This window comes from Nocardioides sp. Root151, from assembly GCF_001427925.1.
In the GTDB taxonomy this organism is placed as follows: Bacteria; Actinomycetota; Actinomycetes; order Propionibacteriales; family Nocardioidaceae; genus Nocardioides.
In genome coordinates this window covers 743,918-763,471 of record NZ_LMGG01000004.1, presented here as the reverse complement: position 1 = coordinate 763,471, position 19,554 = coordinate 743,918, and the positions used below count along the sequence as shown (strand labels likewise).

Below are 19,554 nucleotides of genomic sequence, written 5' to 3'. Positions count from 1 at the left end.
GTAGGCTCCCGCGCCATGGCATCGGCACTCCCCATCGACTCGGCCCGCATGGCGTGGTGGTTGTCCGCCTGGCTGCGCGGAGCCGCCACTCCGGACGACGTCCGCGACGCCGTGCTGGACGGCGACGCAGCACACGACCTGGTCGGACTCCCGGGCGACGACGGCACCACTCCGCTGCTCCTGGCCCTCGGCGCGGTACGCCGTTCCGGTGCGCGTTCGGCGGGGCTCGCCCTGCCCGCGCCCGGCGACCCGACCGGGCTCGGCGGCCCCGCCGACTTCAATGCCGCGGCACTCGACGCCGGCGAGGCCGTCGTCCTGGAAGGCGCCGACCTGGGACTGGTCCCGGTCCGGGCCGGGGCCGGCGTGGTGTGGCAGGTGCTGCCGGCCGCGCGTCGTGCCCTGGTCGATCTCGGTGAGGCAGACCGGGGACTGCGGGCAGCGGTGTCGACCGCGGCCACGGCCCTCGTCGACCTCGAGGTGGCGCGCTGGCGTCCCGAGGTCGCCGACGAGCTGATGAACCTGCGCCACGTGCCGGCCTACGACGCACCGCCCGGCACGCCCGAGCGCGCGAGATCGCTGGCCGGCCGCGCACTCCAGGCCCTGGGCATCACCGAGCTGGCCGGCCAGGACCATGGCGCCGCGGTGACGGCGCACGAGATGGCGCAGCGTGCCGACGCGCTCCTCCCGCTGGAACACGCCGCCCGCCGGGCCCTGGTCGCAGCCTGCTCCCCCGAGGTCTGGCCCCCTGACTAGGCCCTCACCTGTGTCGTGTCACTGGTGGGAGTAGACCCCGAGGGCGTTGCCGGACGGATCGGTGAAGTGGAACCGACGGCCGCCCGGGTACGCGTAGGGACCCTCGGTGACCGTGCCCCCGGCCGCCAGCACCGCGGCATGCGTAGCGTCGAGGTCGTCGGAGGAGATCAGGACCAGCGGGCCGCCGGGCTGCGGAGTCGTGGCCGGGTTGAGCCCGCCGATCTCGTCGTCGCGCCCGGGCAGCTTGATGCCGGCGTAGTCGGGGCCGTAGTCGTTGAACTCCCAGCCGAAGGCGGAGGTGTAGAACGCCTTCGCCGCCGCGAGGTCCGTGGCACCGAGCTCGATGTAGTTGACGGTGTGGTGTGTGTCGGACATGCGGCCCACACTACGAGTCGGCACCGACAACCGGCCAGGACCGCAGTAGCCTCTACCCGTCATGACTGACTTCGAAGAAGCCCCGCCGAAGACCCTGCTCATCACCCTCACCGGCAAGGACCGTCCCGGCGTGACCTCGGCGGTCTTCTCCAGGCTGGCCGCTGCGGGTGTCGAGGTGATCGACATCGAGCAGATCGTGCTTCGCCGACGCCTCGTGCTCGGCGTGCTGGTCAGTGCGCCCCGGGAGTGGAAGAAGCTCCGTGACGCGGTCGTCGAGGTCGGCTCGGCACTCGGCATGCAGGTCGAGGTCGACCGCGGAGTCGGTGACAACAAGTCCCGTCGTGACGGGCGCAGCCACGTCACGATCATCGGGGCGCCCCTGCGCGCGGCCGCCATGGCCGCGATGACGGGACGCATCGCGGACTCCGGCGGCAACATCGACCGCATCGAGCGCATGGCCCGCTACCCGGTCACTGCCATCGAGCTCCACGTCTCGGGGGTCTCGACCGACACCCTGCGTGAGGGCCTCGTGAAGGAGGCCACCCTCCAGGGGGTCGACGTCGCGGTCCAGCCGGCCAACCTGCTGCGACGCGGCATGCGGTTGATCGTGATGGACGTCGACTCCACGCTGGTCCAGGGCGAGGTCATCGAGATGCTGGCCGCCCACGCGGGCTGCGAGCCGGAGGTCGCCCGGGTCACCGAGCAGGCGATGCGCGGCGAGCTCGACTTCGCCGACTCACTGCGCGAACGGGTCGCCCTGCTCGAAGGGGTCGACGCCCGTGCCCTCGAGCGGGTCTACGAGGGCATCGTCTTCGCCCCGGGTGCCCGCACCATGATCCGCACCCTGAAGCGACTCGGCTACCGGTTCGCGATGGTCTCCGGCGGCTTCAGCCAGATCACCGACCGCATCGCGGCCGACCTCGGCTTCGACTTCGCCCACGCCAACGAGCTCGAGATCGTCGACGGCCGGCTCACCGGGCGCATCGTCGGCGACGTCGTCGACCGGGCCGGCAAGGCCGCCGCCCTGCGCCGCTTCGCCCACGACGTGGGGGTCACCGAGGAGCAGGTGATCGCGATCGGCGACGGGGCGAACGACCTCGACATGCTCAACGCGGCCGGGCTCGGCATCGCCTACAACGCGAAGCCGGTCGTCCAGCAGGCGGCCGACACCGCGGTGAACGTGCCCTACCTCGACGCGATCATGTACCTCCTCGGCATCTCCCGCGAGGAGATCGAGGCCGCTGACGCCGCCGTCGGCATCGTCACGCCGGCACCTCCGGTCTGAGCGAGGGGCTGGCTCGCCCCGTCGGGAGTCAGTCGTCCTCACGCGGCACGTGGAAGCGGGCCAGGCGGGCGCCGCCCATGTCGAGATCGGTCCAGGCGCCGCTGACCTCGAAGACCGCCATCGCGCCCGTGGGGAACCCGGCGATCATGCCGGTGGAGGCGTCGGTGTCCCCCTCGCCGTCGTCCAGCGTCTGCGCCAGGAACGCCATGGTCGGGTTGTGCCCGATGACGACCAGGCTGCGTACGTCGTCCGACGTGAGACGGATCAGGTCGAGCGCCGAGTCCGGTTCGGCGGCGTACAACGCGTCGCTCGTCTCGACCGGGCAGTCGAACCCTCCCGCCGTCGAGACCTCCCACCAGGTGGCCTGCGTGCGCGCTGCGGAGGACACGAGGGCGGCGTCGGGCACCACCTCGACCTGTCGCAACCACTCGCCTGCCAACGCCGCCTCGCGTCGTCCACGAGGAGCCAGCTCCCGCTCGTGATCGAGTGCCGAGGGCGTCTCTGCCTTGGCATGCCGCATGAGGACGAGGATCCGGGAAGACTTGTGCACGCGACCATGTTGGCACCGGCTAGCCTGCCTGTCATGCCCAGCGAGAGTGAGTCCCCCATCGATTCCCCCACGCCCGGCCCCCTGATGATCGTGGGCGGCGCCGAAGACAAGTTGCGCAGGCGTTCGGTGCTCACCGAGTTCGTCCGGGCCTCGGGAGGCTCGCACGCGAAGATCGCCGTGATCGCCACGGCGTCCTCCCTGGGCCCCGAGATCGTCGAGGTGTACGACGCGCTGTTCCGCAAGCTGGGGGCGGCCGACGTCGTCTCCGTTCGACCGGTGACCCGTGAGCAGTCGCATGACGCGGAGTTCGTCGAGGCACTGTCCGACGTGACCGGCATCTTCATGACCGGCGGCAACCAGCTCAAGCTCTCCGGCGCGATCTGCGGCACACCGTTCGGCGAGGCGATCCACGCCGCCCGACGACGTGGCGCGGTGATCGCCGGCACGTCCGCGGGCGCCAGCATCCAGTCCTCGCACATGGTGGCCTTCGGCACCGGCGGTGCCACCGCCAAGCAGCGGATGACCCAGGTCGCGGCCGGACTGGGACTGGTCGAGAACTGCGTGATCGACCAGCACTTCGAGCAGCGCAACCGCTACGGCCGGCTGCTGATGATCGTCGCCCAGTCGCCGCAGCTGCTCGGCATGGGTGTCGACGAGGACACCGCCGCCGTCGTGACGGTCGAGGGCGACCACGAGATCCTGCGCGTCATCGGCCGCGGGGCCGTGACGATCTTCGACCCGGCCCGCATCGTGAGCAACGCGCACGAGGCGTCGCGCTCGTCACCCCTGCTGACCTCGGGCGTCGTCTTGCACGTGCTGCCGCAAGGTGCGACCTTCGACCTGACGACACGCACACTCGTGCCTGCCCCGGCAGTCGCCGAGGCGGCCGAGATCGCCGAGGCCGGTCGCGACCTGCGCAAGCTGGCCCGCGACATCGCGGCGGGTGACGTGTCACCCTCGGTGCTCCGGAGACGCAAGAGCAGGCGTCGCAAGGACGCCGACCAGACCATCGAAGCCGACGAGACGGAAGCGAGCTCATGACCGACACTCCCCTGGCGGGTGGACGCCCGACCGCTGACCTGGCCATCGTCGAGACGCGGGTCTACCGCGGAGCCAACATCTGGTCCTACGACCGCTCGATCCACCTGGTCGTGGATCTCGGCTCACTCGAGCAGTACCCGACGAACACCATCCCCGCCTTCACCGACAACATCCTCCAGATGCTGCCCGGCCTGCGTGAGCACTCCTGCTCCCGTGGCCGTCGCGGCGGCTTCGTCGAGCGCCTCAACGAGGGCACCTGGCTCGGCCACGTCGCCGAACACACGGCGCTCGCCCTGCAGCAGGTGGTCGGCCACGACATCCGTCGCGGCAAGACCCGACAGGTCAAGGGCAAGCCCGGGCACTACAACGTGATCTTCGGCTACGTCGACGAACAGGTCGGCCTGGCCGCCGCGCGTCTCGCCGTACGCCTGGTCAACCACCTGGTCGAGGCCGACCCGGAGTTCGACTGGGACAACGAGCTCGAGGCGTTCATCAAGCGCGCCGAGCGCACCGCGTTCGGGCCGTCCACCCAGGCCATCGTGGACGAGGCGGTGTCTCGCGACATCCCGTGGCTGCGCCTGAACCAGCACTCGCTCGTGCAGCTCGGCCAGGGCGTCCACGCCAAGCGCATCCGGGCCACGATGACCTCGGAGACCAGCTCCATCGCGGTCGACATCGCCAGCGACAAGGACCTCACCACGCGGCTGCTCGGTGCCGCCGGGCTGCCGGTGCCCAAGCAGGAGTCGGTGCGGACCGCCGACCAGGCGGTCACCGTCGCCAACCGGATCGGCTACCCCGTGGTGGTGAAGCCGCTCGACGGCAACCACGGCCGAGGCGTCTGCCTCGACCTGGAGAACGAGGACGACGTCCGCGAGGCGTTCCCGGTCGCCAAGGACCAGTCCCGCCGCGGCTGGGTGATCGTCGAGTCGATGGTCACCGGCAAGGACTACCGGTGCCTGATCATCGACGGCAAGCTCGCCGCGGTCGCCGAGCGGGTGCCTGCCGGGGTCACCGGTGACGGCACGAGCACCATCGAGCACCTCGTCGAGATGGCCAACGCCGACCCGCGGCGCGGAGTCGGGCACGAGAAGGTGCTGACCCGCATCAAGGTCGACGACGCCGCCATCGAGAGGGTCCGCGACCAGGGCTTCGAGCTCACCGACGTGCCCGACGCCGGCGTCCAGGTGAAGCTGGCGCTGACCGGGAACATGTCGACCGGCGGCATCTCGATCGACCGCACCTTCGAGGCGCACCCCGAGAACGTCGAGATCGCCGAGGAGGCGGCTCGCATGATCGGGCTCGACATCGCCGGCATCGACTTCATCTGCCCCGACATCACCGAGCCGGTCCGTGAGACCGGCGGCGCGATCTGTGAGGTCAACGCCGCCCCCGGGTTCCGCATGCACACCCACCCGACCATCGGCGAGCCGCAGTTCATCGCCAAGCCCGTGGTCGACATGCTCTTCCCGCCCGGCGCACCGTCACGCATCCCGATCGTCGCGGTGACCGGCACCAACGGCAAGACCACGACGTCGCGGATGATCTCCCACATCTTCAAGGGCATGGGCCGCAAGGTCGGCATGACCTCGACCGACGGTGTCGTGATCGACGAGCGGCTGCTGATCCGGGCCGACGCGTCCGGGCCCCGGTCTGCCCGCATGGTGCTGCAGAACCCGCGCGTCGACTTCGCGGTCTTCGAGGTGGCCCGCGGCGGCATCCTGCGCGAGGGGCTCGGCTACGAGCGCAACGACGTCGCCGTGGTGCTCAACGTGCAGCCCGACCACCTGGGACTGCGCGGCATCGACACGGTCGAGCAGCTCGCCGACGTGAAGGCCGTCGTGGTGGAGGCGGTGCCCCGCGACGGGCACGCCGTGCTCAACGCCGACGACCCGCTGGTGCGCAACATGCGCCGGCGCTGCTCGGGCCAGATCGTCTGGTTCTCCATGGAGGAGCCGGGCACCGAGGCCCGCGAGATGATCGACGCGCACTGCCGGCGCGGGGGCAAGGCGCTGATCCTGGCGCCGTCCGACCGCGGCGAGATGATCGTGGTCAAGCACGGGCGCCGTGAGATGCAGCTGGCGTGGACCCACCTGCTGCCGTCGACCTTCGGCGGCCGGGCCCGGATGAACGTGCAGAACGCGATGGCCGCGGCCGCCGCGGCCTTCGCCGCCGGTGCTCCCCTGCACGACATCCGCCAGGGCATGCGCACGTTCTCGACGAACTACTACCAGTCCCCCGGTCGGCTCAACGAGGTCGAGGTCAACGGCGTCAACGTCATCGTCGACTACTGCCACAACGCGCCCGGCATGCGCATGCTCGGCGACTTCGTCGACCGGGTCGGCGAGTCGCTGGAGTCGGCACACGAGCTGGCCCGTCCTTCCCGGATCGGCGTCATCGCCACCGCCGGCGACCGCCGCGACGAGGACATGCGCGAGCTCGGTGAGATCGCGGCCCAGCACTTCGACGTGGTCGTGGTCCGCGAGGACGTCGCCCTGCGCGGGCGCGAACGCGGCGAGGTGGCCGGGTTCGTGGCCGAGGGCGTACGCCGGGCCATGGAGGCCGGCACCCGCTGCAAGCAGGTCGAGGTGATCACCGACGAGACCGACGCCATCCGTCACGCGATGAGTCGCGCCAACCGCGGCGACCTGGTCATCCTGTGCGTCGACAAGCACCCGCAGGTGATGGCCGAGCTGGAGAACTGGTCCAACCAGGCCCAGGCCGGCTCCGGCGCCACCGACGACTCCCCCGCCGCCGACCCCGACATCACCTCGGTGTCGAGCGACCGCGTCTGACCCGGGTGCGGATCCTCAGGCTCGACCAGGTCCCCAGGCGCAGGATCGAGGCCAACCACAGCACCGGCTTCACGGTGGGGGCGCTCGGCCTGACCGCCGACGCCCACCTCGTCGTGGTCCAACTGGCCCCGGGCGGGGTGATCGGACGTCACCCTGCCCTGGGCCGCCAGCTCCTGGTGGTCATGGAGGGCAACGCGACGGTCAGCGGCTACGACGGCGTGGTGCAGCATCTCGGTCCGGGCCAGGCCGCGGTCTGGGAGGCCGGCGAGCAGCACGAGACCCGCACCACCGCGGGCCTCCTCGGCTTCGTCGTCGAGGGCGACGTCGACCTCGACAACCACGTCGGGGCAGTCGACGCCCCCTGATCCGTCAGTCTCGGGCCGCGCGGACCTTCTCGGCCAGGTGTTCGGGGCTGTCGGGCGTGCCGCCCTTGCCGGCGATCCAGTCGTAGCACTCCTGGCGCTCGGCGTGGCACATGATGCCCACGACGTCGCCGGGCTGCGCCTGGGCCACCAGTGCCTCGAGTCCGGACACCTCGGTCGGCCACGACACGATGTGCGTGGCGCCCACGCGTTCCGCCCCGGCGCGCATCAGCACGTCGAGCTCGTCCGTCGTACGCCCGCGCAGGTAGCGCTCCTTGTGGCAGATCGCCAGCACGTCGGCGTCGCGCCCAGCGATCTCGCCGAGCTGCTCGATCAGCTCGTCCTGCCGGTCGCCGACCACGCCCAGCCCGAGGAGGATCCGCGCACCGGGACGGCGTACGCCGTTCATGATCTCGATCAGCGCCTCGAGGCCGGCCTCGTTGTGGGCCAGGTCCATCACCACCGAGACCTCGCCGATGGAGAAGAAGTTCATCCGGCCGGGGTTGTGCTCGGCGTCGGGTCGGAACGTGCGCAGGCCCTCCACGACGACGTCGCGGGGCATCCCGATGGCCAGGGCGGCGGAGGCAGCGGCCAGCGTGTTCTCGACGTTGAAGCGGGACAGTCCGGCCAGCGTCATCGGCACGTCGACCAGCTCGATCAACGGGTCGGCGTCGCGGCCCGGTGTCAGCACGGCGACCCAGCCGTCGATCACGGTGGTCGCCCGACCGCCGCTGTTGAGCACCTCGCGGACGGCCGGCGAGTCGGGGTCGCGGGAGAACACCCAGGGCTGGGCCTTGATCACCTGACGCATCGCCAGGACCCGTGGGTCGTCCCCGTTGAGCACCGCCCAGCCGTCGGGTCGGGTGATGCGCGGGACCACCGCCTTCACCTCGGCGAGCTGGTCGACGGTGTCGATGCCCTGCAGCCCGAGGTGGTCGGCGGTGACGTTGGTGACCACCGAGACGTCGTTGCGGGTCAGGCCGATGCCCTTGAGCAGGATGCCGCCGCGCGCGGTCTCGGTGACCGCCAGCTGCACCTGCTTGTGGGCCAGCACCCGGCCGGCACCCGACGGGCCCGAGTAGTCACCCGGCTCGACCAGCTCACCGTCGATGTAGATGCCGTCAGTGTTCGACCAGCCGACCAGCAGTCCGTTGGTGCGGGCGATGTGCGCGATCATCCGCGAGGTCGTGGTCTTGCCGTTGGTGCCGGTGACCGCGACGACCGGGATGCGCGGCTTGATCGTGGTCGGAGCCGCCCCCGCCTCGACGGTCGCCAACCGTTGCGCCACCTCGCTGACGAGGACATCGATGTCGGCGCCCGGCAGCGCGTCGAGCACCTCGGCCACCGCGCGGCCCAGGGCCTCGCCCTTGTTGCGGTGCCGCCACGGGAAGGCGACCACGATCTGGTGCGGGTCGTTGGTGGGGCGGACGCGTACGGCGAGGCGCGCGGTGCCCGACTCCCCCGCGATCGACCGGACCAGCCGGGCCACGGCACGGGTGGCGAAGCGCTGCCGGAAGCCGGAGCCGGCGGCACCCTGACGGACGTTCTTCAGTCCGATCCGACGCGCGAACCGTTGCACCGTCTCATCCGGCGCCTCGGCCAGCGGCGTGATGTCGAGGGTCAGTTTCACCGCGGCCCGCGGGAAGTAGAGATTGGGGCCTTCGAGGATGCGCAGCTCGATGAGTGAAGTCACCCACGGAACGGTACAGACTCATCCCGGCATCGCCGATCTCCGGCACGCGCAGGCTGGATCGGGTCAGGCACCCATCGCGTGGAAGCCACCGTCGACGTGCACGATCTCGCCGGTGGTCGCCGGGAAGAAGTCGGACAGCAGGGCACAGACCGCACGCGCGGTGGGCTCCTGGTCGGTGTTGTCCCAGCCCAGCGGGGCACGCGTGCCCCACATGTCCTCGAGGTCGGAGAAGCCGGGAATGGCCTTGGCAGCCAGCGTGCGCAGCGGCCCGGCGGAGACCAGGTTGCAGCGGATGCCGTCGGCGCCGAGGTCGCGGGCCAGGTAGCGCGAGGTGGACTCGAGGCCAGCCTTGGCCACGCCCATCCAGTCGTACGCCGGCCAGGCGACCGTCGCGTCGAAGGTAAGGCCGACGACGGACCCGCCCTCGCTCATCAGCGGCTTGCTGGCCACGGCCAGCGACTTGAGGGAGTACGCCGAGACCTGGACCGCCTGGGCGACGTCACCCCACGGCCCGTCGAGGAACTTGCCGCCGAGCAGGGTCTCGGGGTTGCCGTAGGCGATCGAGTGCACGACACCGTCGAGGCCGTCGACGTGCTCGCGCACGAGCTCGGGCAGCCGAGCGAGGTGGTCCTCGTCGGTGACGTCGAGCTCGAGCACGGGCGGCTCGACGGGGAGGCGCTTGGCGATCCGCTTGGTGATGCCGAGCGCGCGACCGAAGTTGGAGATCAGGACGGTGGCGCCCTGCTCCTGGGCGACCTTGGCCACCGCGAAGCCGATCGAGCTGTCCATCGTCACACCGGCGACGAGGATCCGCTTGCCGTCGAGAATGCCCATGCGTCTTGCTCCTTGTGTCAGGGAGGGGTGGGAGAGGTCAGTGGCCCATGCCGAGGCCGCCGTCGACCGGGATGACCGCGCCGGTGACGTAGGCGCCGCCGTCGCCGGCCAACCAGGTGACCGCACCGGCGACGTCCTCGACGCTGGCGAAGCGACCCAACGGGATCTGGGACTGGTAGGCGGCCTTCTGCTCCTCGGGGAGCACGTCGGTCATGTCGGTGGACACGAAGCCGGGGGCCACGACGTTCGCGGTGATGGAGCGGGAGCCGAGCTCACGAGCCAACGATCGCGCCATGCCGACGAGGCCGGACTTCGAGGCGGCGTAGTTGACCTGGCCCGGCGACCCGAGCAGGCCGACCACCGACGAGATGAAGATGATGCGACCGCGACGCAGTCGGAGCATGCCCTTCGCGGCGCGCTTGGCCACCCGGAACGAGCCGGTGAGGTTGGTGGCGATGACCGAGTCCCAGTCGTCGTCGGTCATCCGCAGGACGAGGGTGTCCTTGGTGATGCCGGCGTTCGCGACCAGCACCTCGACGGGCCCGTGGGCCTCCTCGATCTGCTTGAACGCCGCATCGACCGCGGCCGGGTCCGTGATGTCGCAGCGGACGTCCAGAGCGCCTTCGGGTGCTCCGCCGTTGCGCGTCGTGACGGCGACCTGGTCGCCCTGGTCGAGGAACGCCTGGGCGATGGCGCGGCCGATCCCGCGGTTGCCGCCGGTGACGAGAACTGATCTGCTCACGGTCACCGACGCTAGAGATTACCGAGGGGTATGCCTAAAGCCACGGCTGTGACCTCAGTCTCGACAGACAGCTCGGAACTCAGTCGTCCTCGAGGCGGAAGCCGACCTTGAGGCCGACCTGGAAGTGCTCGACCTGTCCGTCCTTGACCTGCCCGCGGACCTGGGTCATCTCGAACCAGTCGATGTGGCGCAGGGTGCTGGCGGCGCGGTCCACGGCGTTGCGGATGGCCTGGTCGATGCCGTCGGGCGACGTGCCGACGATCTCGGTGACGCGGTAGGTGCGGTTCGACATCGGGGGACCTCCAGTGGGGTGTACGGCGGACAACCCCACCAGCCTAGCGACGTACGATGGGGGCATGCCACGCGAGGACCCGGAAGCAGTGCGGATCACCACCGCCGCACCGGCGCCAGCCGTCGAGATCGCGGGCCGGCAACGGCGCTACTTGATCTCGATGGGCATCCGCACGGTCTGTTTCGTCGGGGCCGTGGTCGTCGGAGACGGCTGGCTGCGCTGGGTGCTGGTGGTGGGCGCCGTGTTCCTGCCCTACCTCGCGGTGGTGTTCGCGAACGGCACTCCGCAACGTCGCGAGGTGGAACTGCGCCCCACCGACTGGTTCGGTCGCGAGCTGCCCGGCAAGGAGCCGAGCCCGACTCCGAGCACGAAGCGCGACACGTGAGTCCCGGATTGGATTCGGCGCTCGGTCGTGCAATCATCAACCAGCGAATGCCGGACGACCTCCCCCGTGGCCGTCCGGCATTCGTCTTTTCCCGAGCCTCTTCACGAAGGGAGCCACCACGTGGATGACGAGTTGCGGTGCTCCGCCAAGGGCTGCCAGGAAGCCGCTCGGTGGTCCCTGCTGTGGAACAACCCGAAGCTGCACACGCCCGAGCGTCGCAAGACGTGGCTGGCCTGTGACGAGCACAAGGAGTCACTCAGCGAGTTCCTCGCCGCGCGCAACTTCCTCAAGGACGTCGAGCCACTCACGTCCTGAGCCCGGTTGGGGCGCGCCGCGTCGAAGCGGGTCAGCCGCCGATCGCGGACATCGGCCGGGTCGGCTGGAGGAACGACGGGTCGTTGATGCCGTGCCCGGGCAGCTTGCCGACCACGGCGGCGATCCAGCGTTCGGCCAGCTCGGCGTCGGTGGCACCGGCGCGCAGCGCTGTACGCAGGTCGGACTCCTCGCGCGCGAACAGGCAGTTGCGCACCTGCCCGTCGGCGGTCAGCCGGACCCGGTCGCAGTCGCCGCAGAACGGGCGGGTCACCGAGGCGATGACGCCGACCGTGGCCGGGCCCCCGTTGACGCTGAACCGCTCGGCCGGCGCGCTGCCCCGCGGCTCCTCGGCAGGAGACAGGTCGAACTCGGCCTCGAGCGTTGCGAGGATCTCGTCGGCGGTGATCATCGTGTCGCGTCGCCAGCCGTGCTGGGCGTCGAGCGGCATCTGCTCGATGAACCGCAGCTCGTAGCCGCGGTCGAGCGACCACTGCAACAGCTCGGGGGCCTGGTCGTCGTTGACGCCACGCAGCAGCACGGCGTTGATCTTCACGGGTCCGAGGCCGGCGGCGTGGGCGGCCTCGAGGCCGGCCACCACATCGTGCAACCGGTCGCGACGCGTGATCTCGGCGAACGTCTCCGGGCGGATCGTGTCGAGGCTGACGTTGACCCGGTCGAGCCCCGCCTCGGCCAGCGCCTGGGCGTTGCGAGCCAGCCCGAGGGCGTTGGTGGTCAACGAGATCTCGGGGCGCGGCTCCAGCGCGGCGGTACGCCGGACGATGTCGACCAGTCCCCGTCGCACCAGCGGTTCGCCGCCGGTGAACCGGACCTCGCGCACGCCGAGCAGGTTCGTGGCGACGCCGACCAGCCGGACCAGCTCGTCGTCGGTGAGGACGGAGTCGTCGGGCAGCCAGTCGAGGCCTTCGGCCGGCATGCAGTAGGAACACCGCAGGTTGCACCGGTCCGTCAGCGAGACGCGCAGATCCGTCGCCGTACGGCCGAAGGCGTCACTCAGGGTCTGCATCACCCCATCCTAGTTGGCCGGTCCTACCCGCTCCGATTCGCGGTGCCGTGTCGGGATAACCTCGACCGCGTGAGATCCCTGTCGTTCCTCTTCACCCGGCGGTGGATCGTCTTCTTCCTGGTCGTCCTCGCCCTCGCCTGGGTGGCCTGGCGACTGGGTGAGTGGCAGTTCCACCGGTTGGAGGACCGCAAGGCCTCCAACGCGATCGTGGAGCGCAACACGAGCGCTGATCCGGTGCCGGTGGACGAGGTCCTCTCCCCCGGCGGCACGGTCGACACCGAGCACGAGTGGCTGCGGGTCACGGCCACCGGCGAGTACGACGTCGACGACACCGTGATCGTGCGCTACCGCACGCGCGACGGCCAGTCCGGTGTCGACGTGGTCGTCCCACTGGTCACCTCGTCGGGGACGGCGCTGCTGGTCGACCGCGGCTGGCTGGCCACGCAGAACAGCGGCGCCCGGCCCGACGACGTCCCCGCGCCCCCGGAGGGCCAGGTGACCGTGACCGGGTGGGTCCGCAAGGACGCGTCCGGGGACTCCACCAAGGTCTCCGACCACTCCACGCGCTCGATCTCCAGCAAGCACATCGCCGAGGCGCTCGACCTCACGACGTACGGCGGCTTCGTCGACCTCGTCTCGGAGGACCCCGAGCCGGAACAACCCCTGGCCGGGGCCGAGACACCCGAGAGGAACAACGGACCGCACTTCTTCTACGGCCTGCAGTGGTGGTTCTTCGGGCTGCTCGCGATCATCGGCTTCTTCTGGATGGCGTACGACGAGTGGAGCGGCAATAGCTCCCAGCGGACGCGCCGCCCACGGCGCTCGAAACAAGAACAGGAGCCGCGGGGGCGGTCACAGGGGGCGCGAAAGCCCACCGTCAACCGCAAGCAGCACCCCGCTGACAAAGCCTGACGCCGGCGACATCAGGAACGCCGCCGTCCGACCGAACTCGTCCGGGGTGCCGTAGCGCCGCAGCGGGATCGAGCTGAGCTGCTGTGCCTTGGAGGCCTCGGCGTCGCCACCGGCCGCGTCGAGCTCGCGCACCCGCTCGGTGTCGATGCGCCCGGGCATCAGCCCGTTCACCCGGATGCCCCGGGGGCCCAGCTCGTCGGCGAGCTGCTTGGCCACCATCGCCAGGCCGGGGCGCAGCCCGTTGGAGATCGCCATGTCGGCCAGCGGCGCCTTCGCGGAGACCGAGAGCACGAACGTGATGGATCCGCCCTCCTCCAGCACCGCGGCGACCTCGCGGGCCACGCGCACGGCGCCCAGGAAGACGGACTCGAAGGACGTGGTCCAGTCTGCGTCGCTGGTGCCGGTCACGCTGCCCTTGGGCGGTCCGCCGACGGAGATCAGCACTCCGTCGAGCCGGCCCCAGGTGTCCTGTGCCGCGGCGACCAGGCGACCCGGTGCGGCGGGGTCCGAGTTGTCGGCCTCGACCGCGACCGCCCCCTCGCCGAGCTCGGCCACGGCGGCGTCGAGGGAGTCACGGCTGCGCCCCGACAGCACCACCCGTGCACCGTCGGCGACAAGCTGGTCGGCGGTGGCGCGGCCCAGGCCGCGGGCTCCCCCGGTGATGACGTAGACGCGGTCACGAACGTTGAGGTCCATACCGCGAATCCTGCCACCCGGGGTGGGCGCTCAGGTCAGCAGGCGCACCGGGGAGCCGGCCTGCCAGGCGGCGATGTCCTCGACGGCGCCGGTGAAGTAGCCCGCATAGTTGCGCCGCGTCACGTAGCCGAGGTGCGGCGTGGCCAGGACGTTCGGCAGGCCACGCAGCGCGTCGTCGAGCGGCAGCGGCTCGGTGTCGAACACGTCGAGACCGGCCCCGGCGAGGCGACCGTCCTGCAGCGCCTCGACGAGCGCCGGGGTGTCGACCAGGCCGGCGCGGGAGGTGTTGACGAGAAACGCCGACGGCTTCATGGCGGCCAGCTCGGCGCGGCCGATGATGCCCCGGGTGGCCTCGGCCAGCACCAGGTGGAGGGTCGTGAAGTCGCTCTCCGCGAGCAGCGTGGGCAGGTCCGCTGCCCGGCGTACGCCGACCTCGGCGCAGCGTTCGTCGGTCAGGTGGGGGCTCCAGGCCACGACATCCATGCCGAAGGCCTGCCCGATCCGTGCCACGCGGGAGCCGATCTTGCCGAGGCCGACGACACCGAGCACGGCTCCGTGCAGGTCGGCGCCGAGGGTGCTCTGCCACGGGCCGCCCGACGCGAAGGACGGGACCTCGACGTGGAGCCCGCGGGCGAGACCGAGGACGAGGGCCCAGGTCAGCTCGGTGGGCGGCTCGGACGCGCTCGGTGTTCCGCAGACCACCACGCCGCGTGCGCGGGCCGCGTCGAGGTCGATGGAGGCGTTGCGCAGACCGCTGGTCACGACCAGCTTCAGCCGGGGCAGCCGGGCCAGCAGGGTCGCGGTGATCGGCGTGCGTTCGCGCATCACCACGAGGATGTCGGCATCGGCCAGTGTCTCGGCGCAGGCGTCCTCGTCGGGCAGGTGGTCGTGCAGGAACCGCACCTGCACGTCGTCGAGGGCGGCCCAGTCGGCCAGCCCCTCGGCCACGGCCTGGTAGTCGTCGAGGACGGCACACCTGAGGGTCACGGTCGTCCTCCGGCGGTCTCGTCGATGAACTGGGTGCGGTGGAGCAGCCCGTAGAGGCCACCCTGCGCCAGGAGCTCGGCGTGGGTGCCGCGCTGGACCACGCGGCCGTCATCGACCACCAGGATCAGGTCGGCACCGCGCACGGTCGAGAGGCGGTGCGCGATCACCAGCGACGTGCGGCCGACGAGAGCGGCGTCGAGGGCCCGCTGCACCGCCGCCTCGGACTCGGAGTCGAGGTGCGCTGTGGCCTCGTCGAGTACGACGATCGCGGGCGCCTTCAGCAGCAGTCGCGCGATGGCGAGGCGCTGGCGCTCACCGCCGGAGAGCCGGTAGCCGCGGTCGCCGACGACGGTGTCGAGGCCGTCGGGCAGGTTCTCCACGAGCCGCCCGATCTGGGCTGCATGGAGGGCGTTCCAGATGGCGCGGTCGTCGGCCTCGCGTCGGGCGTAGAGCAGGTTCGCCCGGATCGTGTCGTGGAACATGTGCGAGTCCTGGGTGACGTAGCCGACCACGTTCTCCAGCGACTCCAGGGTCACGTCGCGCACGTCGTGGTCCCCCACGTGCACCGAGCCGCCGCGGACGTCGTACAACCTGGCGACGAGGTGGGTGATCGTGCTCTTGCCGGCCCCGGAGGGCCCGACCAGGGCCACCATCTGGCCGGGCTCGGCGACGAACCCGATGTCGTGCAGCACCTCGCCGGAGTCGCGGCTCTCCTTGCGGGCCACCACCTCGAGCGAGGCCAGGGACACCTCGTCGGCGCGTGGGTAGGCGAACGCGACGTCGCGGAACTCGACCCGTGACGCACTGCGCGGAAGCACGACGGCGTCCGGCTTCTCCTGCACCAGGGACGGCAGGTCGAGCACCTCGAAGACCCGCTCGAAGCTGACCAGCGCGGTCATCACGTCGATGCGCACGTTGGAGAGACCCTGCATCGGACCGAGCAGCCGGAGCAGCAGGGTGGCCAGCGCCAGCATGGTGCCGACGGTCAGCTTCTCGTGGATGGCCAGGTAGCCGCCCACGCCGTAGACCAGCGCGGTGGCCAACGCCGGCACGGTCATCATCACGGCCGCGAAGATGCGGGTGATCAGCGAGATGCGGACGCCGAGGTCACGCACCTTGCCGGCCTTCTCGGCGAAGAGTGCGTCTTCCTCGTCACGGCGGCCGAAGAGCTTGAGCAGCATCGCGCCACCCACGTTGAACCGCTCGGTCATGGCGTTGCCCATGTCGGCGTTGCCGTCCATCTGATCGCGGGTCAGCCCGGCCAGCCGCTGACTGACCCAGCGGGAGGCCAGCAGCAGGATCGGGAAGAGCATCAGGCACAGCAGCGTCACCTGCCAGCTCAGCGCCAGCATGGCGATGCCGACCACGACAACCGATATGCCGTTGGAGACCGTGCTCGACAACGTGGAGGTGAACGCGCGCTGGGCGCCGATCACGTCGTTGTTGAGCCGCGAGACCAGCGCACCGGTCTGGGTGCGGGTGAAGAACGCCAGTGACTGGCGCTGCACGTGCCCGAAGACCCGGGTGCGCAGGTCGAAGATCAGGCCCTCGCCGATGCGTGAGGAGAGGTAGCCCGACGCGATGGCGAGCAGGCCGCTGAAGATCGCCACTCCGGCCATCGCCGACGCCAGCCAGGCCACCAGGCCCATGTCGGACTTCAGCACGCCGTCGTCGACGATCCGCTGCACCAGCAGCGGTGTCACCACGACGAGGCAGGCGTCGACGACCGTCAAGGCCAGGAACCCGGCGATCAGGCGTCGGTGCGGACGCGCGAACGACAGGACCCGACGCACGGTGCCCCGGTCGAGCTTGCTGTCGGCGACGCTGCGGTCGGTGCGCAGGTTGCGCCAGGTGGCGCCCATCCCGCTCATGCCGGACATGGCTGGCCCCTCAGATCAGAACCGCCCATGTCAGGCCAGCGAGACCAGGTCGGCGTACCCCTCGTTCCACAGGTCCTCGTCGCCGTCGGGCAGCAACAGCACGCGGTCGGGCTCGAGGGCGCGCACGGCACCTTCGTCGTGGGTGACAAGGATGATCGCGCCCTCGTAGGTACGGATCGCGGCCAGCACCTCCTCGCGGGAGGCGGGGTCGAGGTTGTTGGTGGGCTCGTCGAGCAGCAGCACGTTGGCGCTGGAGACGACCAGGCTGGCCAGGGCCAGGCGCGTCTTCTCACCACCCGAGAGTACGGCGGCCGACTTGTGCGCGTCGTCACCGGAGAAGAGGAACGAGCCGAGGACGCTGCGGGCCTCGGTGTCGGTCAGCTGCGGCGCCGCGGACTGCATGTTCTCCAGGACGGTGCGGCTGGTGTCGAGGGTCTCGTGCTCCTGGGCGTAGTAGCCGACCTTGAGCCCGTGGCCCGGGATGACCTCGCCGGTGTCGGGGCGGTCGACGCCGGCCAGGATGCGCAGCATCGTGGTCTTGCCGGCGCCGTTGAACCCGAGGATGACGACGCGGCTGCCCTTGTCGATGGCCAGGTCGACGTCCATGAAGACCTCGAGCGAACCGTAGGACTTCGAGAGCTCCTTGGCGGTCAACGGGGTCTTGCCACACGCGGCAGGAGCCGGGAACTTGATCTTCGCGACCTTGTCGGCCTGGCGCTCGCCCTCGAGGCCGGCCATCATCTTCTCGGCGCGCTTGAGCATCGACTGGGCGGCGGTCGCCTTGCTGGCCTTGGCCCGCATGCGGTTGGCCTGGTCGGTGAGCGTCTTGGCCTTGGTCTCGGCGTTGGCCCGCTCGCGCTTGCGGCGCCGCTCGTCGGTCTCGCGCTGGGTCAGGTAGTTCTTCCAGCCCATGTTGTAGACGTCGATCTCGGCCCGGTTGGCGTCAAGGTGCATGACCTTGTTGACCGTCGCCTCGAGGAGGTCGTTGTCGTGGCTGATCACGATCAGCCCGCCCTTGTAGTTCTTCAGGAAGTCGCGCAGCCACACGATCGAGTCGACGTCGAGGTGGTTGGTGGGCTCGTCGAGGAGCATCACCTCGGCGTCGGAGAAGAGGATGCGGGCCAGTTCGACCCGGCGGCGCTGGCCACCGGAGAGCGTCCTGAGCGGTTGGGTGAGGATGCGCTCCTCGATGCCGAGACTCGCCGCGATCGTGGCCGCCTCGGACTCGGCGGCGTACCCTCCGCCGGCGTGCAGCTCGTTGTCGGCGCGGGCGTACTGCTTCATCGCGCGCTCGGAGATGGCGGCGTCCTCCGACCCCATGTCGGCCTCGGCCTGTCGCAGTCGACGTACGACGTCGTCGAGGCCACGCGCGGACAGGATCCGGTCGCGGGCCATCACCTCGGGGTCGCCCGTGCGGGGATCCTGGGGCAGGTAGCCGACCTCACCGGTCGACAGGACCTTGCCGGAGGCGGGCAGTGCTTCGCCGGCGAGAATCTTCGTGAGGGTCGTCTTGCCGGCACCGTTGCGACCGACCAGGCCGACCTTGTCGCCTGCTGCCACGCGGAAACTTACGTTCTCCATGAGGAGACGCGCACCGGCACGGACCTCTAGTTGCTGTGCGGTGATCATCAGGATCGTTAGTGTACGTGGGAGAAGGGTCTCCCCCGGCATCCGCACGGGCATCAGGAAGGACGCAGCATGCGCTTCAATCCCAAGGCACGGATCGATTCGGGAAAGGTCTCCGATGCCGGTGGCGGCGGTGGCGGGCTCGGCGGACGTGGCGGCGGCATGAAGTTGCCGATCCCGACCGGTGCCGGCGGCGGCAAGATCGGCCTGCTGATCCTGGTGATCGCCTTCCTGGTCACCATGTGCAACAACGGCAGCATCCCCGGCATCAACCAGGGCGACGGGGGTTCGCAGAACAACGCGGCCGGCAGCGACCCTGCCCAACAGCAGGAGGCTGATGCCTACGACGAGTGCAAGACCGGCGAGGACGCCAACAACTCGGAGGTGTGCTCGCGCAAGGCGATCCTCCAGCTGCTGGAGACCTACTGGTCCTCACAGTTCAAGAGCGGCGACTTCGTCGCGGCCCCGGCTGTGACGTTCTCCGGCTCGACCAATACCGGCTGCGGTGGCGCCACGTCCGCGGTCGGACCGTTCTACTGCCCCTCCGACCAGACCATCTACCTCGACCCGACGTTCTTCGACGACGTGCTCGAAGGCCAGCTGGGTGGCAAGGGCGGCGACTTCGTGGAGCCCTACGTACTCGGCCACGAGTACGGCCACCACATCCAGAACATCACCGGACAGATGAAGAACGTGAAGACCCAGCAGGGTGCCGACAGCGACGCGGTCAAGCTCGAGCTCCAGGCCGACTGCTACGCCGGCCTGTGGACCCACCACATCGAGTCGCTCAAGGACGACAACGGCGAGCAGATCCTCACCATCGACGACGCCGACATCGAGGAGGCCGTCGGCGCCGCCTACACGGTCGGCGACGACCACATCCAGGAGGTCACCGGCGGCCGGGTCGATGCGAACCAGTGGACCCACGGTTCCTCGGAGGAGCGGATGAAGTGGTTCAAGACCGGCTACGACTCCGGCGACTACGAGGCCTGCGACATCTGGAACTAGCC

At 70.3% G+C, this 19,554-nt stretch carries 20 protein-coding genes; 9 read left to right on the top strand and 11 right to left on the bottom strand.

The genetic code is table 11. The features are described from left to right. The first annotated feature begins 15 nt into the window (after nt 1-15). Nucleotides 16-753: a hypothetical protein gene (locus ASD66_RS12225; protein ID WP_056677946.1), complete on the top strand. Its 738-nt coding sequence runs from the start codon at nt 16-18 to the stop codon at nt 751-753. Between the two features lie 18 nt (nt 754-771). Here ASD66_RS12225 and ASD66_RS12220 read toward each other — a convergent pair whose 3' ends face one another. Next, entirely contained in the window at nt 772-1,128 is a 357-nt protein-coding gene (locus ASD66_RS12220; protein ID WP_056677943.1) for a VOC family protein, read from the bottom strand. 61 nt (nt 1,129-1,189) lie between these two features. Here ASD66_RS12220 and serB point away from each other — a divergent pair, with 61 nt between their 5' ends. Continuing rightward, entirely contained in the window at nt 1,190-2,413 is a 1,224-nt protein-coding gene (serB, locus tag ASD66_RS12215) for a phosphoserine phosphatase SerB (protein WP_056677940.1), read from the top strand. Nucleotides 2,414-2,441: 28 nt separating this feature from the next. Here the strand turns inward: serB and ASD66_RS12210 are convergent, their stop codons facing one another. Next, nucleotides 2,442-2,963, bottom strand: a complete 522-nt coding sequence (locus ASD66_RS12210; RefSeq protein WP_235530067.1) for a SixA phosphatase family protein — start codon at nt 2,961-2,963, stop codon at nt 2,442-2,444. Between the two features lie 33 nt (nt 2,964-2,996). Between ASD66_RS12210 and ASD66_RS12205 the strand changes: the two genes are divergently transcribed. Genes ASD66_RS12205 through ASD66_RS12195 form a run of 3 tightly spaced genes read left to right on the top strand, consistent with a single transcriptional unit; the run spans nt 2,997 to nt 7,161 of the window. Further along, the gene (locus ASD66_RS12205) at nt 2,997-4,004 is read left to right on the top strand and encodes a cyanophycinase (RefSeq protein WP_082599458.1); all 1,008 of its coding nucleotides are present in this window, start codon (nt 2,997-2,999) and stop codon (nt 4,002-4,004) included. Continuing rightward, the gene (gene cphA / locus ASD66_RS12200; RefSeq protein WP_056677937.1) at nt 4,001-6,796 is read left to right on the top strand and encodes a cyanophycin synthetase; all 2,796 of its coding nucleotides are present in this window, start codon (nt 4,001-4,003) and stop codon (nt 6,794-6,796) included. The genes ASD66_RS12205 and cphA overlap by 4 nt, the downstream gene beginning before the upstream one ends. Before the next feature lie 5 nt (nt 6,797-6,801). Further along, nucleotides 6,802-7,161 (top strand): cupin domain-containing protein, encoded by a 360-nt coding sequence (locus tag ASD66_RS12195; protein ID WP_056891059.1) that lies wholly within the window; start codon nt 6,802-6,804, stop codon nt 7,159-7,161. Between the two features lie 4 nt (nt 7,162-7,165). Here the strand turns inward: ASD66_RS12195 and ASD66_RS12190 are convergent, their stop codons facing one another. From ASD66_RS12190 to ASD66_RS12175, 4 genes are all read right to left on the bottom strand, one after another. After that, nucleotides 7,166-8,851, bottom strand: coding sequence for a Mur ligase family protein (locus ASD66_RS12190; protein WP_235530066.1), 1,686 nt, complete (start codon nt 8,849-8,851; stop codon nt 7,166-7,168). A 63-nt stretch (nt 8,852-8,914) separates the two neighbouring features. Next, nucleotides 8,915-9,685: an enoyl-ACP reductase FabI gene (fabI, locus tag ASD66_RS12185; RefSeq protein ID WP_056677930.1), complete on the bottom strand. Its 771-nt coding sequence runs from the start codon at nt 9,683-9,685 to the stop codon at nt 8,915-8,917. Between the two features lie 37 nt (nt 9,686-9,722). Beyond that, complete coding sequence (locus ASD66_RS12180; RefSeq protein ID WP_056679341.1) at nt 9,723-10,427, bottom strand: beta-ketoacyl-ACP reductase; 705 nt, start codon at nt 10,425-10,427, stop codon at nt 9,723-9,725. Between the two features lie 79 nt (nt 10,428-10,506). Continuing rightward, a complete protein-coding gene (locus ASD66_RS12175; protein ID WP_056677927.1) occupies nt 10,507-10,719 on the bottom strand; it encodes a dodecin in 213 nt (70 codons plus the stop codon). Between the two features lie 64 nt (nt 10,720-10,783). On the opposite strand from ASD66_RS12175, the gene ASD66_RS12170 reads away from it, so the two are divergent. Together ASD66_RS12170 and ASD66_RS12165 are read left to right on the top strand one after the other, a co-directional pair. After that, nucleotides 10,784-11,104 (top strand): DUF3099 domain-containing protein, encoded by a 321-nt coding sequence (locus tag ASD66_RS12170; protein ID WP_056891058.1) that lies wholly within the window; start codon nt 10,784-10,786, stop codon nt 11,102-11,104. Nucleotides 11,105-11,224: 120 nt separating this feature from the next. After that, a complete protein-coding gene (locus tag ASD66_RS12165; protein WP_056677922.1) occupies nt 11,225-11,419 on the top strand; it encodes a hypothetical protein in 195 nt (64 codons plus the stop codon). A 31-nt stretch (nt 11,420-11,450) separates the two neighbouring features. Here ASD66_RS12165 and moaA read toward each other — a convergent pair whose 3' ends face one another. Continuing rightward, nucleotides 11,451-12,443, bottom strand: coding sequence for a GTP 3',8-cyclase MoaA (moaA, locus tag ASD66_RS12160; protein WP_056891057.1), 993 nt, complete (start codon nt 12,441-12,443; stop codon nt 11,451-11,453). Nucleotides 12,444-12,512: 69 nt separating this feature from the next. Here moaA and ASD66_RS12155 point away from each other — a divergent pair, with 69 nt between their 5' ends. Next, nucleotides 12,513-13,355 carry an SURF1 family protein gene (locus ASD66_RS12155; RefSeq protein ID WP_056891056.1) on the top strand — a complete coding sequence of 281 codons (843 nt, stop codon included), beginning with the start codon at nt 12,513-12,515 and terminating at the stop codon, nt 13,353-13,355. On the opposite strand, the gene ASD66_RS12150 is transcribed toward ASD66_RS12155, so the two are convergent. Genes ASD66_RS12150 through ASD66_RS12135 form a run of 4 tightly spaced genes read right to left on the bottom strand, consistent with a single transcriptional unit; the run spans nt 13,296 to nt 18,547 of the window. Next, a complete protein-coding gene (locus ASD66_RS12150) occupies nt 13,296-14,051 on the bottom strand; it encodes an SDR family oxidoreductase (RefSeq protein ID WP_056891055.1) in 756 nt (251 codons plus the stop codon). The two genes, ASD66_RS12155 and ASD66_RS12150, sit on opposite strands and share 60 nt — an antisense overlap. A 30-nt stretch (nt 14,052-14,081) precedes the next feature. Continuing rightward, nucleotides 14,082-15,038, bottom strand: coding sequence for a D-2-hydroxyacid dehydrogenase family protein (locus ASD66_RS12145; RefSeq protein ID WP_056891054.1), 957 nt, complete (start codon nt 15,036-15,038; stop codon nt 14,082-14,084). Beyond that, entirely contained in the window at nt 15,035-16,918 is a 1,884-nt protein-coding gene (locus tag ASD66_RS12140) for an ABC transporter ATP-binding protein (protein ID WP_056891053.1), read from the bottom strand. Before ASD66_RS12140 ends, ASD66_RS12145 begins: the two co-directional genes overlap by 4 nt. A gap of 30 nt (nt 16,919-16,948) precedes the next feature. Continuing rightward, nucleotides 16,949-18,547, bottom strand: coding sequence for an ABC-F family ATP-binding cassette domain-containing protein (locus ASD66_RS12135; protein WP_056891052.1), 1,599 nt, complete (start codon nt 18,545-18,547; stop codon nt 16,949-16,951). A 69-nt stretch (nt 18,548-18,616) separates the two neighbouring features. Between ASD66_RS12135 and ASD66_RS12130 the strand changes: the two genes are divergently transcribed. Continuing rightward, nucleotides 18,617-19,552, top strand: coding sequence for a neutral zinc metallopeptidase (locus ASD66_RS12130; RefSeq protein ID WP_056891051.1), 936 nt, complete (start codon nt 18,617-18,619; stop codon nt 19,550-19,552). Nucleotides 19,553-19,554 lie beyond the last annotated feature (2 nt).

Coding starts and splice junctions, on each gene's coding strand:
- cphA (WP_056677937.1), top strand. CDS start 4,001: ATGACCGACACTCCCCTGGCGGGTGGACGCCCGACCGCTGACCTGGCC.
- ASD66_RS12135 (WP_056891052.1), bottom strand. CDS start 18,547: ATGATCACCGCACAGCAACTAGAGGTCCGTGCCGGTGCGCGTCTCCTC.
- ASD66_RS12225 (WP_056677946.1), top strand. CDS start 16: ATGGCATCGGCACTCCCCATCGACTCGGCCCGCATGGCGTGGTGGTTG.
- serB (WP_056677940.1), top strand. CDS start 1,190: ATGACTGACTTCGAAGAAGCCCCGCCGAAGACCCTGCTCATCACCCTC.
- ASD66_RS12150 (WP_056891055.1), bottom strand. CDS start 14,051: ATGGACCTCAACGTTCGTGACCGCGTCTACGTCATCACCGGGGGAGCC.
- fabI (WP_056677930.1), bottom strand. CDS start 9,685: ATGGGCATTCTCGACGGCAAGCGGATCCTCGTCGCCGGTGTGACGATG.
- ASD66_RS12140 (WP_056891053.1), bottom strand. CDS start 16,918: ATGTCCGGCATGAGCGGGATGGGCGCCACCTGGCGCAACCTGCGCACC.
- ASD66_RS12130 (WP_056891051.1), top strand. CDS start 18,617: ATGCGCTTCAATCCCAAGGCACGGATCGATTCGGGAAAGGTCTCCGAT.
- ASD66_RS12220 (WP_056677943.1), bottom strand. CDS start 1,128: ATGTCCGACACACACCACACCGTCAACTACATCGAGCTCGGTGCCACG.
- ASD66_RS12175 (WP_056677927.1), bottom strand. CDS start 10,719: ATGTCGAACCGCACCTACCGCGTCACCGAGATCGTCGGCACGTCGCCC.
- moaA (WP_056891057.1), bottom strand. CDS start 12,443: ATGCAGACCCTGAGTGACGCCTTCGGCCGTACGGCGACGGATCTGCGC.
- ASD66_RS12205 (WP_082599458.1), top strand. CDS start 2,997: ATGCCCAGCGAGAGTGAGTCCCCCATCGATTCCCCCACGCCCGGCCCC.
- ASD66_RS12170 (WP_056891058.1), top strand. CDS start 10,784: ATGCCACGCGAGGACCCGGAAGCAGTGCGGATCACCACCGCCGCACCG.